The sequence below is a fragment of the Microbulbifer sp. MLAF003 genome, assembly GCF_030012965.1.
GTDB lineage: Bacteria > Pseudomonadota > Gammaproteobacteria > Pseudomonadales > Cellvibrionaceae > Microbulbifer > Microbulbifer variabilis.
Genome location: NZ_CP120232.1, coordinates 2,141,293 through 2,155,849, shown reverse-complemented (window position 1 = coordinate 2,155,849; position 14,557 = coordinate 2,141,293). Strand labels below are relative to the sequence as shown.

The following is a 14,557-nucleotide window of genomic DNA, read 5'->3' as shown; positions in this document are numbered from 1 at the left end:
TTCATTTCAACTTTATCTGACAATTCAAAGGGCGCCTCAATTTATTCTTTGAGTTCATGACACTTATTGCACGCAAAGCCCTATAAAAAAGCCAAATGATCTCTCACGCGGCTATCTGCAGATATAAAGCACCTGGAAACCACTAACTATACTTAAGCATATAGTCACTATGCCACTACAACTGTTCCCTTATGAGACGAATCTGCTTTTTCTTCCTCTTCTTGTGGCTCAGTAAACCCAAAGTCTTCCAGTATCCCATACAGTGCTGGAAGCACCAGCAATATTAAAATGGTTGAGCTGCTGATACCAAATACAATACTGGTTACCAGAGGCACTAACACCTGGGCCTGTAAGCTCGTTTCAAACAGCAGGGGTAAGAGGCCAGCAATAGTTGTAAGCGAGGTTAGGAAGATTGCCCGGAAGCGGTCGCGACTGGCCTGGCTTGCAGCACTGTGCACGGCCATACCCTCACGTACTCGCCGTTTTACAAATTCCACCAACAAGATGGAATCATTCACCACTATGCCAGCAAGGGAAACAAATCCCATCATGCTGGGCATAGACATATTCTGCCCCATTAGCAGGTGCCCCCAGATTACGCCGATCAGCGCCAACGGAATCGCAACCAATACGATAAAGGGCTCCACATAGCTGCGGAATTGCAAAGACAAAATCAGGTATATGCCAATAGCACCTATCAGGAGTGCGCGCCCTATGGATTTACCGGTTACTTCACTGTTCTTCAACTCCCCCTGCATATCCACACGCAGACCGGGGAACTCTTCCGTGAGCTCTTCCAGAAATTTTTGCTTGGTATCCCCAAGTACCTGCCCTGCGTTAGCCTTCTCGGTGAAAACATCAGCGTACACGCTCACAACACGTTCACCATCTACGCGCTGAATGCGCGCATAATCCCGATTCATTTCAATATCTGCAACGGCTATCAAAGGGACCCGCTGCTTGGTAACCGGGTGAATAATTACCAGTTCATCGAAGCGACTAAGAGCTCCACGGGAATCCGCATCCATACGCACTTGAATCTCATAGGTTTCCCCAAGGTATTGAACTTCATCGATCTCCATACCCTGGTAAGCGGCACGTAGCTGGTTCGCAACATTGCTGGCATCTAACCCGGAAGCGTATGCACCTTCACGCATTTTTACAGTTAATTGCGGCTTCCCTGGGCGCAAGTCATCCACTACATTCACCACTCCGTCGTATCCGCGCAGCCAGTTTTGCAGACGGATAGAGGCTGCTTTCAGTTGATCCAGTTCCAGCCCGGCAAGGCGCAAGTGGATGGCACGACCTGCGGGACCGAGAGCGGGCTCTTTGTAAAGTATGGCGATAGCTCCCGGTGTTTCACCAGCAGCCTCTCGCCAGGCGTGGCGCAATTCATCCATACTGGTATTGCGCCCCTCTGCTGCAAGTAGGTCCACATTAATAGTGGCCACATGAGGCCCAGTTTCAAAAGCATCTCCATTTACGCCGAAGGTTACGCTGGTATGATTTACAAGGGGTGCGCTTTCATTTCCAGAAAGTTCATTGGCAACCCGGTCTAAAGCATCTAACTGCCGATCAACCAGGCTTTCCATATCTACCAGAGAAGTCCCCTGGGGCATCAGAATACGGGCCTGTAAAAGATCCCCCTCAAGAGTTGGAAACCCCTGAAACTTTACAACCCCCGCAGGCAGCAAGCTCACCGTTAAAAAGAACAGGCCCAGCACACCCCCAACAAAGGCGTAGCGATATTTAACAGCCCAGTCTGCCGCGCGGCCCATGCTCTCACGCCAGCCTTCAAAGCGCTGAGCGAAAGCCTGTTTCCAGGCTGGCGTACGGCTTTCTTGATCGAGTGCATGGCGCAGGTGCGCCGGTAAAATTAAGAAGGCTTCCACCAAGCTCACAAGCAGAACAGAAATCAGGACAATCGGCAGTACCTTAAGCACCTGCCCCATATCTCCCTTAATAAAAATCAGCCCACCAAATACCATCACAGTAGTAGCGAAGGAGGACAACACCCCGCGAGCTACACGCTTGGTACCATTGACAACTGCTTCGAGCGGAGAAAGACCATCGCGGTGTTCACTAGCGATGCTTTCCGAGAGCACGATGGCATCATCCATCAAAATACCGATGGCAATCAGTAAACCTACCAGGCTGATCATATTAATGGACACACCCATGGCAGTAATCAGCGCAAAAGAGCCGAGGAAAGATACCGGTAACCCCATCACCACCCAAAATACATAGCGGCCACTAAAGAAAAGATACAAGGCGAGAGCCACCAGGATCAGGCCCTGCCAGGCATTAGAGATGATCATTTGCAGGCGATCTGCGACGATGGAAGCACTATCTTGGGTGAGGGTCATCTTCATACCCTCTGGCAACTTTTCATTTTCGCGATCAACAAAAGTGCTTACGGCTTCCAGTACGCGCAGGCTGTCATCTACGCTGTTCTTTTCAACATTGAGCAATGCTGCGCGGTGGCCATCGAAAGTAATCTTGTCTTCCGCCAATTCAAAATCATCATAAATTTTCGCAATATCACCGAGACGCACTTCAGCTCTATCATCACCTTTAATAACAACCAGGTTTTCCAGCTCTTCCACAGTGCGGCGTTCTTCAGTAAAGCGCACCTGATATTCACGATCCGGTGTAGATACTTTGCCGGCTGGCATATCGACCGCTTGCTGATCGATAATATTGGCCAGTTCCATCACACTGAGCCCGTACTGGCGCAGGTTGTAATCAGAGATTTCGATCTGTAGTTGGTGGTCCGAGAAACCCGAGATTCGGACGATCGGTATAGCGGGGTCACGCAGTAATTCACGGCGGTAGTGCTCTGCCATCTGGTTCAGTTGCGGCAATGGCAAGTCAGCACTAATAGCAATACTGACAACCCCTTGAGTACGCCCCAGCTCTTCAATTACCGGGCGCTCGCTCTCTGCTGGCAGGGAGTCGATGCCGTCTACCGCAGATTCAACATCCGCAAGAAACTGGTTCATATCACCAGTTTCTTGCATTTTTAGGGTCATCAGGCCTAGGTTGTCTTTCGCTTCACACAAACGCTCATCAACAAAGCTAATCCCATCGGTGGCCTCTTCCAATGGAAGACAAATACTATCTTCCACCTCAGCAGCTGCAGCACCGGCATAAGGAACAGAAACCTGCACCTCAAACTTATCGATTTCCGGCATGGTTTCGCGTTTCATACTGGGCAGGACAAACAGGCCACTCAACATCAGCGCTACCATCAGCAAGTTGGCCGCAGTAGGGTGGCCGGCAAAAAAACGAATCACTGCTGCGTACCTCTTGGACTCAGCGCCACTGGCTGCTGACCGCCGGCTACAGAAACCGCCATGCCATTAATCGCCGGAATTACATCGGTGACAATTACCTGCTCACCGGGGTTCAAACCGGCACGAATCACTGAGGTATCTCCCTGATGATAATCCACCTGCACAGGACGAACGCGCAATTGGCCATTTTCAACCAGGTACACCCTACCCTCGTGCAATGCCCGACGAGGAATAGCCAGTGCCGACGCAGCAGGAGCAAGCAACTCTACGCGGGCATACATACCGCGAAATAGCGGTGGTTTTTCACCCGCAAGGGCTTCGCCATAGGGATCGTCAACTGCAACAACAACGGAAAGGGTACGACTGGTACTGTCAAGAGTTCCGCCCAATCGAACAACCCTGCCCTGCCACTCGTTTTCCCCTGGGCCACCGACCAGGGTGATGCGGGCCTCTAAGCCCAGCAGCATTTTGGGCAGATCATCCGGCGTTGGAGCACTGCCTTCTCCCGGCCTGAGGTTTCGCAACAGTGGGGCCACATGAACCATAGGAAGCTCTGCGGCAATCTCCACCTGCGCAAGGCCACTGGCGTCAAACAAGCGCGCGTTACCGGCTACATACTGATTTTCCTCCACATGGACGTCTCCAATACGTGCATCGAAAGGCAGGGTCACTTGGGTTCGTCCCAGGTTGTACTTACTATCACGCACCTGGGCCTCAGAGCGTGCTATCTGGGCTTCGATTACTTTGCGGCGCGTGGGAAAGAGTGACAGCTGACTGTTCTGGTTCTGCACTTCCTGGCGTAGGCGCAGCATGTTTTGCTCTTCAAGATCTACTGTGGAGCGGGAGACAGTGCCCTTGGCTACCAGCCTCCGCTTGCGCGCCAGTTCTTTTTCACCCAGCTTTAGCGCACGCTCGGCAATATCCAGAGAGCGCTGACTATTGGCTTCTTCTACATCTAACTCCTGTAAATTAGCCCGGTTAGCCGCCAGATCACTCTCAGCCTGGGCCAGGGCCAACTGATAACTGGTGTCATCAATCTTCAGAACCAAAGTACCCGCAGGAATAATATTTCCGCGCTCCAATTCTGGGGCTATGTAAACTACCCGACCGCTAATTTCAGCATTCGCCTCCAGAAATGTACTGGGCTTTACCTCGCCGTAAGCGACAGCCTTAGCTCGCAACTGCTGTTCCTGCACCTCCACCACCTTAACCGGCGTTATCAGTGCTTCTATCCCATCGTGTTTCGGTGGGCGCTTGCTCATCACCACCGCTGCAGCCAAAAACATACCAATGGTAATCAGCGCAGGTAGTGCCAGGCGACGGCTCATCTGTTTTTCCAGTTGGGCTTTAATTCTCACCGCCTGTCTCCTGCTGTTCAGCTATAGAAGTATTTGCTACTCCGTGGAGCAACATCTGTACTGTGTGATCAACCCACTTCTCGCTGTTATCCCCATCTACCATAAAGGCGAACACTTTCTTCAGGGGGTCTCCCGCTATAAACGGGAATGCAATCAGGCTGATAAAAGAAATGGGCATCAAGTTGATATCGAGATCTTGACGCAGACAACCGGCTGTCTTGAGCACACCCAGTAATTCACGAAGCTTGGGCCCCAGCTGGGATGCCAGCCTATCTGCAAACAAGTCACGCATACGGCCCGGTTTAGACGCCACTTCGTCAACAATAAGCCTGGGAATCCAGGGCTCACGAGTGTAAAGGCGAATCATTCTGGCCATCGCCTCCTTCAGCATATCTAAGGAAGGTTCTTTTCCATCCAGCCCCACATTAAGGAATGCAGGGCCGTACTGCAGGAATTGGCTTCGCATTACCTCAATAATCAACCCTTCCTTGCCGCCAAAGTGGTAGCTGATCATTGCGGAATTCACCCCTGCCCCTTTGGCAATCTCGCGGATAGAAATATCGCGAAAGGCCTTCTCACGCAGGAGCACATAGGCAGACTGTATCAAGGCCTCGCGCACCTGCATTTCACGTTCCGGATCCCTGGGCCGTCCGCGGCCACGGCTGGATATGGATTCACTCACCTTAAATAACCAATTAATTAATCACTTGATTAATTAAATAACAGACCTCAAATAAGAACAAGCTAAAAAATCGACCTAATAGTCATATTTTTGGGCTGCACAAGGCAATTAACCCTTTGGGTGGCACACTAGGCTTGCTTCCCTTTTTTGGTCAGTCGCCCTTTTGCAGGCTTGAGAGCGTTGGCCACGATATCTCGCGGCACTATGAAGATCTAAGCGATTTTGTAAGAAAAGAAAAAAGGCCCACAAGGGGCCTTTTTAGAGGGGAGAGGCTTAATAAAGGCAACAAGGTCCTATCCCCTGCTGAGCACAAGCCATATATCAGAGAGATTTAAATCTCGCCGTGAAATGTCGTAAAACCGGCGGCTCATACTCAAAGGTCAAACCCTTCAATTCATGGGCTCGATTTTGCAACTCAATAATGGCATCAGCGATATAATCCATATGATCATTGGTATACACACGGCGCGGAATGGTTAAGCGCATTAATTCCAAATCCGCCTTCTTCTGCTCACCTGTTTCCGGATCACGCCCCAACAGTAAAGAGCCAATCTCCACCGCGCGAATACCCGCCTCCAAGTACAGTGCATTAGTTAAAACCTGAGCAGGAAATTGCTCCGGCGGAATATGTGGCAGAATTTTGGCAGCATCAACAAACACTGCATGGCCACCTGTCGGGTACTGGATAGGGACTCCGCCCTCTCGCAAACGCTCACCGAGATACGCTACCTGGCTAATACGGTAGTGTAGGAAGCTCTCATCAGCTGCCTCATAAAGACCTCGGGCCAAAGCCTCCATATCCCGCCCGGCCATACCACCATAGGTAACAAAGCCTTCCATAGGTACACAGCGTGTGCGTACGGCCTGGAACAGCTCTTCATGATCGCGAATACAGCACAGACCTCCGATATTAACCATTGGATCTTTTTTAGCAGACATAGTCAGCATATCGCCGTACTGATACATCTCGCGAATAATTTCCAGGATCGACTTATTCTGGTAGCCCTCTTCCCGCTGCTTGATAAAGTAGGCATTCTCACAATAACGAGCGGAGTCAATCACCACTGGGATATCGTATTTTGTGGCTATCTCATAGACTGCGCGCATATTCGCCATGGAAACCGGCTGCCCACCAGAACTGTTACAAGTTACCGTAGTGATAATTGCACAAATATTGTTCGGCCCATGCTCTTCAATCGTTTCAACCAACTTTTCCAGGTTGAAATTTCCTTTCCAGTCATAGGCAGTAGTGGTATCAAAGGCCCGCTCATCCACCACATTGATCGCTTTACCACCATTCAGCTCAATGTGACCAGCAGTTGTGTCAAAGTGATAGTTGGAAATAAAAACCGGCGTAGTGCCGCCACGCACTTGGCGCATACGCTCAATCAACGCAGGGAACAGGATTTGCTCAGCACCACGCCCCTGATGTGCGGGAACGGTTAATTTATAACCAAAAAAATGTTCAACCGCTTTACACAGATTGTAATAGTTGCGGCTACCTGCATAAGATTCGTCACCCAACATCAAGCCAGCCCACTGGTTATCGCTCATGGCGCCTGTACCAGAGTCAGTCAGCAGATCGATGTACACATCATCACTACGTAATAAGAAAGGGTTCAAACCAGCTTCCGCCAAAGCCTCTTCCCGGTCGGCCAAGGTTGTCATTTTGATCGGCTCAACCATCTTGATACGGAATGGTTCAGGAATACGCTTCATCGTTATTTTCCTTATAAGTCCTGACAGCGGGAACTAAATCTTGATCCTTAGTCACACCGCACACTGTTTTAACGCGGGTATAGTACAGAGGACGGGGGAAATAGGCGAATGAGGAGCTCGCCATCACGGAAAACTATTCTTATAGCCGGCTATCAGGCATAAATTATGTTCATTTTATATACCCGATACCGCCAGCTCTTTTCTGAATTAGCTGAAAGCAAATCCAATTTCCACGAGAACAGCTGCTAGCTTTAAAGCGCTTCCCCTTCTGCCCAACGGTTTGAGTTAGCCCCCACCCAAAACCCCAGTATAATTCAGCTTGGCAATAAGCTACATTAAAAGAGTCATACTTTCTGCTTCCAAGTTATATAAATCTATACTTTGTCTAACAAACAAACCTCTTTTTTTCCGTAAAGTTATCAGAAAAAAATATGGCTTACGAGCGCTGTATTTTTTATCAAAAAAATATTCAACGTTCATAATCCAAGTTCATATTGAGTAAAATCCTTATCATTAATATCATTTAGGCTATTACAGTCAAAGAAAATAACCGCAAAATAAAAACCGGATTATCTAAAACTTTAAAATGGAGCGCCCGACTAGAGCATACCCATTGATCGACATGGGGTATCATCCTGCCAGTTATCTTGCTGCTAAAAAATGATAAATTCTAAGGAGAGTTTTAGATGTCCCCGAAAACTATTGGATTTTGTGAGGAACTCTAAGGATAGAATAAGACAGAAGCGCAATAGCATTAAATATAATCGGAAATAATCTTCTGTAAAAGCCACCAAGATAACTAAAAAAGGAAATTATCGACTAGTTGAGAAAACAACCTTCATCCCGCTCCTATCAACTGCCTATTTACCCTCGATCTATATTCTTGCATTCACCTCAATCTTAATTCCCACCGGATCAAAAAACACCAGCTGCCGCATATCTCGCCCCGGGATATCCATTTGCTTACTGTCGACTCCCAAAGAGTCCAACTTGGCCTTAATAGGTTGAAGATCATCCGTATGGAAAGCTACATGATCAAGATGCGGCTTAGCCGGTTGTTCACTAGCAACCTCTCCCTCAATCAAATGGAGAATAGGTTTCCCATTCCCATATAACCAAAACCCCTTACGATTGAAGTTCGGGCGCTCACCCTCGATCAGACCGAGAACCTCGGTATAGAAATCCCGCACGCGGATCAATTGCTCCATAGGTGCGGTAATGTTGAAGTGATCCAATTGCATAACGCTTCCCTGTATTAACCAGCTGACTGAAAAGCGGCGCAAAATGCACCGCTTTGCTATGCGAGCCCCAATTCCGAAGGGTGTACTACCGGCCAATTAGGAGGCTCTACACAATCCCTTTTTGGCGCAGAGCACCAATCTGGTCTTCGTCTTTACCTAAGAAGTCCCTCAGAACTCCTTCAGTATGCTCACCCAATACGGGGGGCTTGCCGATAGTCGAGGGCAGTCTCAGAAAAGATAACCGGGTTACGCACGGTTTTTACCTTACCGGCTTCCGGATGATCCTGCTCAATCACCATGCCACGGGCTTGAACCTGAGGGTCGGTAAAGACCTCTTCCAATGTATTAATCGGTCCACAAGGTACATGATCATCGCTGAGTTTTTCGAGCCACCAGGCAGAGCTTTGCTGGCGAGTCGTCTCCTCTATTTGCGGTATCAGTTCCTCACGGGCAATCACTCGCGCAGAGTTGGTGGCATAGGCAGGATTATCTGCTAGCTGCTCAATGCCAGCGATCGTACAGAAGCGTTTGAACTGATCGTCGTTGCCTACCGCCAACATAAAATAGCCGTCTTTTGAGGGTACTGCTTGGTAAGGCACGATATTGGGGTGGCCAGTGCCCTGCCGCTCCGGGCTTTTACCAGAGGTGAGATAGTTTTGCGCTTGGTTGGCAAGCCAGGCCACCTGGGTATCCAATAAGGCCAAATCGATATGCTGTCCCACTCCGGTCTGTTGGCGATGCACCACCGCCGCTAGCACGGAGGACACGGCATACATACCAGTCATCAGGTCGGCAACCGCCACCCCCACTTTTTGCGGACCGGCACCAGGCTGGCCTTCCGGCACTCCGGTAATGCTCATCAGGCCACCCATACCCTGGATCATGGCATCATAACCAGCACGATTCTTGTAGGGGCCAGTCTGGCCGAAGCCGGTGATGGAGCAATAAATGACACCAGGGTTAATTTCCTTGATGGATTCATAATCCAGACCGTACTTTTTAAGTCCGCCAACTTTGTAGTTTTCCAGCAGGATATCGCAACGTGCTGCCATTTGCTTAATCAGCTCCTGGCCCTCTTCCGTGGTGATATCCACTGTGACGGATTTTTTGCCACGATTGGCGCTCAGGTAGTAAGCCGCATCGGCAGTATCATTACCCTGCCCATCTTTCAGGTAGGGAGGGCCCCAGTGACGGGTATCATCCCCTCGTTCAGGGCGCTCCACCTTGATCACTTCTGCGCCAAAATCGGCGAAAACCTGCCCCGCCCAGGGCCCAGCAAGAATCCGACTGAGATCAAGTACCTTTAAATGCGCGAGCGGACCTGCCATAACTTCCTCGTTTCGCTAATACAGGGAATAAACCGGAAAAATTTTTGCGGCAGCCTAACAGATATTTAACGCCCACGCCCAACTTGGAAGCTGGCAAAATTCGCCGTACACTGAGGTGCGCAATAAAAATAAGGAGGCGCAGCATGGCCGCTATAGAAGCCCAAAAATTTGGATCTTTTCGCGACTTTTATCCGTTCTACTTACAAGAACATAGCAATCTCACTTGCAGAAGGCTTCATTTCCTGGGCACCACCCTGGTTTTTGCAACCGTGATTGCAGCAATCATTTCCGCTAACCCTATGTGGTTCGCGGCTACCCCCATTGCAGGTTATGGATTTGCCTGGATCGGACATTTCTTTTTTGAGCACAACCGTCCAGCCACTTTTAAGTATCCCTTTTACAGCTTTTTGGGAGACTTTGTGATGTTTAAGGACATGCTCCTGGGCCGTATTGAGCGCTGACCTACGCTTATTTTTTGTCCGCCGACAAGCCATATTTACGCAGCTTGTTGGCTACAGCGGTGTGGGAGATTCCCAGTTCTTTGGCAAGCCTTCGTGTTGAAGGACGCCCGGCAATCAGCTCTCTGAGCAATGCTCGCTCCATGTGCTCCATCATTTCCTTATAGCTGAGTCCTCGCCCCCAGTCTTTCCAAGGCAACTGGGCTTGCACGGTCAAATCCGGCAAATGCTGCAAGGCGATGCTGTCCATACCGTGCCTCCGGCAATTCCCAGCAGCAGCCACAAAATAATCACGTAATCCGTTGAAGTTATCCGGCCAGTCGTGGCGGCAAATCAAGTTCTCGACTTCTTGATCCAAAGCCAAGTCCGCCTCGTCCGGGCACTCCTGTCGCAGCAGTGTCTTGGCAAAACGTGAGATGGCGGGGCGCATATTACGTAGCGGCGGCAAAGTTATAGAAAGCGAAGAAAATAATTGAGCCAGGGCAGGATGCAGGGTTTTAGGGGTACAACAGGTGGCCACCAACCGAATGGAAGGAGGCAGAGAGCGCAGACGACGCAAGAGTAAAACTTGTGCCTCACTGCTCAAACGATGAAGATCCTCAAGGATCAGAGTTCCACTGGAACGTAAGTGCAACGGGACTTCCATCCGGCCTTCTTGGGGGACAACCCGGTAGCAATCTGCTCGGGCAGCAGCTGGGGAGAGGTAATGTACCGCACCCGCAAAAGTGCTCTTGCCAGTACCCCGCTCGCCGGTGATCAATAACGGGGAGGCCAGCTCAGCAATATCTTGCAACTGCAGGCAACTGTCTCTGCGCAGGTCGAAATCCCATAAGGCCACAGGCCTGGGCAGCTCAGCATTAAACACACTCCTATCCCAGGATTGCATGCGCAATACTGCCCCCGCGAGGGAATCTACATCACTGGGACTATCCAACGCTAAGGGCGACCAGTCCACTCGAAAATTTTGCCCACGCACCACTACTGGCAGACCAAAGCGGGGAACGGCAAAATCCCTCAACAGCTCTGCCACCTGCATTAATGGAAGAAAGCGCTGTAACTGCAAACCCGGCACCTTATCCAGGCTTACGCCGAAAGCTCGTGCCGCTGCCAGATTTGCAGCCACCACCCTGCCCTCACGGTCCACACTCAAAACCGGGTCGGTCACATGTTGAAGCAGTGTATCAAGCTCAAAATAACGCCTTTCTAATGGCAGCAGTGAGATGCGGCGAACTCTCTGCACCCCTGGAACCCTGTAGAGGGACTTCTCTATGGTCTGGTACTGAGTGCCAAGCATCCCCGGCGCGAGCAGATACACCTTGTCGCCACTATCACCACCGAGCTCCCCAGAGGTAACGTTTATACGATATTCGCCGAATATTTGCATAATTTCATGCAAAATGCCGACTCGATTAGCACAAGTTATTTCAATCCTCACCGGTCCACCTGTAAAGATAACTTTACAAGAAGTGTAAATTGACTGCCACAAGCGGCGCAATACAGCCCTCTCCACTCTCCCCTCCAGGCATCTGCCTGACTAAAAATAGAGGAGAGACATAACAACAAGGTTCAGCGGCAGGGCCAGGCTTACCCGGTACTTATTGGGGACTGGTGGACCGCAGGAGACGAGCGCATGAAAAAAGAAGCAGCCAAGAAGGGCACCAAGTACGTAGCACGCGAACCCAATGAGCAGGGTTTTATCGAATATACGGATCTGGAACACCAGACCTGGCAGCGCCTGATAGAGCGCCAGTTGGAAGTACTGCCCGGTCGCGCCTGCGATGAATATATGCACGGCCTGGATCTCCTGGACCTTCCCCGCGATCGCATTCCCCAACTGGAGGAAGTTTCCAGCGTTTTACGCCGTGAAACTGGCTGGGAAGTGGCTCGGGTTCCCGCTCTGATCGGTTTTGAAACATTCTTCGGTCTGCTCGCCGACCGCAAATTCCCGGTAGCTACCTTTATTCGCACTCCGGAGGAGTTTGACTACCTGCAGGAGCCGGATATCTTCCATGAGATTTTCGGCCACTGCGCCATGCTCACCAATCCCGCATTCGCCAATTTCACTGAGAAATACGGGCAACTTGGGCTACAAGCCACTCCCAAAGAGCGCGCGTACTTAGCCCGTCTCTATTGGTTCACCGTAGAATTTGGACTACTCAATACCAAAGATGGCCTGCGGATTTATGGTGGCGGCATCCTGTCCTCCCCAAAAGAAACACTGTACGCGTTGAGTAATCAACCAGAGCGTTACGACTTCTCTGCGATTGATGCTCTGCGTACACCTTACCGGATCGACATCGTACAGCCGATTTATTACGTACTGGATGGCTTGCAACAGTTACAGGACCTCACAGAAATTGACCTGATGTCCAAGGTACGCGAAGCCATAGAGCTTGGCCTGTTCGAACCGCGCTTCCCGCCAAAAGACGCCGCCTAAGCACTACTTTACCGGGCTGTAAACTGCAGCCCGGTAAAGCCCTCCCCGCCCCGTTATTTCCTGCATATGGAAAATTTACTCAAACCACTCTCATAAACATTGCACTTGGGGAAAATTCCACTACCGGCACAATCGGCCTGAGCCTATCGTTACAGCAGGTTGTGTAGTGGGAGGCCAACTACCTTTCAGCTCTGCCTACACCCGGAACGCCAAACTAACATTCGGGGCGGCATGCCAGCGGACGGCTTTAAAAATGCGTGCAAGGACACAGAACCCCGTAGTTTTGGGAGCGCTGTAGCACTATGTCCTCACTTGACGCGATTGATAGACAACTTCTTGCTATCCTCCAATCCGACGTCAGCCTTTCAATTGAGGAGCTGGCGGAGCGTGTTGGTCTAACCAAAACCCCTGCTGGCGCCGGGTGCAAAAGCTGGAGAAAAGCGGCATTATCCGCCGCAAAGTTGCATTGTTGAATGCGGAGATCCTGGGCCTACCTGTCTCGGTATTCGCCCAGGTAAAGACTGACCAGCACACACCGGAGTGGGCGGATGCTTTTGCCGAGCATGTGGCCCAACTGCCAGAGGTGGTAGACTGCTACCGAATGGCCGGTGATTACGATTACCTGCTCAGGGTAGTCGTCAGTGATATCGCCGCTTACGACCGCTTCTATAAGGAGCTGATCAGGCGTGTAGGTATCAGTGATATTATTTCGAACTTTGCCCTGGAGCAGATTAAGAGCACTACTGAACTGCCGATCCCTGCGGAAAACAAGGATTAATACACGGGAGATAATCGGCGAAGACTACCGGCTGTCCACACAACTATGGATAATGATGGAATCTCGCTCACTCGCAAGGATGACATGTGGCGGACAGCTCTCTCTTCCAGTCTTTCTTTCTAATTTTTAGTGGCGCGGCGATATTCGCCACCCTGGCTCTCTTCGGCCGCCAGCCGCTATTGGTCGCCTATATCGCCCTGGGTGTACTGCTCGGGCCATCCGGGCTTGCAGTGATTGATAACCTGCGTCTGCTTTCTGACATGTCCAGTGTGGGCATTATATTTTTGCTGTTCCTGCTTGGATTAGACATGCAGCCGCAGGCCCTGATCTCAGTACTGCGAAAAGCTACCTTCGTTGGAATTGTGAGTTGCGCAATCTTTCTCGGACTGGGCTTTTGTATCGGTGAGCTATTTGGTTTTACCACCACAGAGAGCTGGGTAATCGGCATGGCCCTGATGTTTTCCAGCACCATTATCGGTATCAAGCTACTGCCCACAACAGTACTGCACCATAAACACTTGGGTGAGTTGATGGTGGGGCTGCTACTTTTCCAGGATTTTGTCGCCATCGTCTGCTTAATGATCCTGCTCAGCGACAGCACCGGGGATATGCATCTGGGACAAATTGCACTCTCTTTTGGCTCACTGCCTCTGATGGTGCTATTCGCCTGGGTAGTTGTGAAATATCTTTTACTACCGCTGTTCAGCCGTTTCGATCGATTCCACGAGTATATTTTCCTGATGGCCCTGGGCTGGTGCATGGGGATGGCTGAGCTGGGGGAATCACTAGGATTATCGCGAGAAATTGGTGCCTTTATTGCCGGTATTACTCTTGCTGCCAGCCGGATTTCCCAATATATCGCCCTAAACCTGAAACCATTACGGGACTTCTTTCTAATCCTATTTTTCTTCAGCCTTGGAGCTCAATTCAAACTGGCCATGCTGCCGGAAATCCTGGTGCCGGCAATAGTCACTGCTACGGTAGTTTTATTGGCAAAACCGGTGATTTTCCGCTATTTGCTGGGCAACCAGAGCGAGCTTAAAGTTCTGGCCTGGGATATTGGCTTCCGCCTGGGGCAAATCAGCGAGTTTTCCCTACTCATCGCCTTACTTGCCTATAGCCAGAACCTAATCGGCAGCGCTGCCTCTCACTTAATTCAAGCTACGGCAATTATTACCTTCCTGGTCTCCTCTTATATCGTGGTGATGAATTTTCCCAATCCCATCGCAATCAAAGACGAGCTGCGCAGGGATTAACCTT

At 50.4% G+C, this 14,557-nt stretch carries 12 protein-coding genes; 5 read left to right on the top strand and 7 right to left on the bottom strand.

Annotation, left to right across the window (positions count from 1 at the left end):
- Nucleotides 1-167 precede the first annotated feature (167 nt).
- From P3339_RS10485 to P3339_RS10460, 6 genes are all read right to left on the bottom strand, one after another.
- Nucleotides 168-3,296, bottom strand: coding sequence for an efflux RND transporter permease subunit (locus P3339_RS10485; protein ID WP_282953343.1), 3,129 nt, complete (start codon nt 3,294-3,296; stop codon nt 168-170).
- Nucleotides 3,293-4,654, bottom strand: a complete 1,362-nt coding sequence (locus tag P3339_RS10480; protein WP_282953342.1) for an efflux RND transporter periplasmic adaptor subunit — start codon at nt 4,652-4,654, stop codon at nt 3,293-3,295. The genes P3339_RS10485 and P3339_RS10480 overlap by 4 nt, the downstream gene beginning before the upstream one ends.
- Nucleotides 4,644-5,336 carry a TetR/AcrR family transcriptional regulator gene (locus tag P3339_RS10475; RefSeq protein WP_282953341.1) on the bottom strand — a complete coding sequence of 231 codons (693 nt, stop codon included), beginning with the start codon at nt 5,334-5,336 and terminating at the stop codon, nt 4,644-4,646. The genes P3339_RS10480 and P3339_RS10475 overlap by 11 nt, the downstream gene beginning before the upstream one ends.
- 321 nt (nt 5,337-5,657) lie before the next feature.
- A complete protein-coding gene (locus P3339_RS10470) occupies nt 5,658-7,055 on the bottom strand; it encodes a tryptophanase (RefSeq protein ID WP_020412999.1) in 1,398 nt (465 codons plus the stop codon).
- Nucleotides 7,056-7,930: 875 nt separating this feature from the next.
- Nucleotides 7,931-8,296 carry a VOC family protein gene (locus tag P3339_RS10465; protein ID WP_020413000.1) on the bottom strand — a complete coding sequence of 122 codons (366 nt, stop codon included), beginning with the start codon at nt 8,294-8,296 and terminating at the stop codon, nt 7,931-7,933.
- A gap of 188 nt (nt 8,297-8,484) precedes the next feature.
- Nucleotides 8,485-9,624 (bottom strand): CaiB/BaiF CoA transferase family protein, encoded by a 1,140-nt coding sequence (locus P3339_RS10460; protein ID WP_282953340.1) that lies wholly within the window; start codon nt 9,622-9,624, stop codon nt 8,485-8,487.
- A 143-nt stretch (nt 9,625-9,767) separates the two neighbouring features.
- Here P3339_RS10460 and P3339_RS10455 point away from each other — a divergent pair, with 143 nt between their 5' ends.
- Nucleotides 9,768-10,085 (top strand): Mpo1-like protein, encoded by a 318-nt coding sequence (locus tag P3339_RS10455; RefSeq protein ID WP_020413002.1) that lies wholly within the window; start codon nt 9,768-9,770, stop codon nt 10,083-10,085.
- A gap of 7 nt (nt 10,086-10,092) precedes the next feature.
- Here the strand turns inward: P3339_RS10455 and P3339_RS10450 are convergent, their stop codons facing one another.
- Complete coding sequence (locus tag P3339_RS10450) at nt 10,093-11,517, bottom strand: TyrR/PhhR family helix-turn-helix DNA-binding protein (protein ID WP_282953339.1); 1,425 nt, start codon at nt 11,515-11,517, stop codon at nt 10,093-10,095.
- 195 nt (nt 11,518-11,712) lie between these two features.
- Here P3339_RS10450 and phhA point away from each other — a divergent pair, with 195 nt between their 5' ends.
- From phhA to P3339_RS10430, 4 genes are all read left to right on the top strand, one after another.
- The gene (gene phhA / locus P3339_RS10445; RefSeq protein WP_020413004.1) at nt 11,713-12,519 is read left to right on the top strand and encodes a phenylalanine 4-monooxygenase; all 807 of its coding nucleotides are present in this window, start codon (nt 11,713-11,715) and stop codon (nt 12,517-12,519) included.
- A 302-nt stretch (nt 12,520-12,821) separates the two neighbouring features.
- On the top strand, nt 12,822-12,992 hold the full coding sequence (locus P3339_RS10440) for an Lrp/AsnC family transcriptional regulator (RefSeq protein WP_282953338.1): 171 nt from the start codon (nt 12,822-12,824) through the stop codon (nt 12,990-12,992).
- Complete coding sequence (locus P3339_RS10435) at nt 12,941-13,297, top strand: Lrp/AsnC family transcriptional regulator (RefSeq protein WP_282953337.1); 357 nt, start codon at nt 12,941-12,943, stop codon at nt 13,295-13,297. Before P3339_RS10440 ends, P3339_RS10435 begins: the two co-directional genes overlap by 52 nt.
- An 86-nt stretch (nt 13,298-13,383) precedes the next feature.
- Complete coding sequence (locus P3339_RS10430; protein WP_020413006.1) at nt 13,384-14,553, top strand: cation:proton antiporter; 1,170 nt, start codon at nt 13,384-13,386, stop codon at nt 14,551-14,553.
- Nucleotides 14,554-14,557 lie beyond the last annotated feature (4 nt).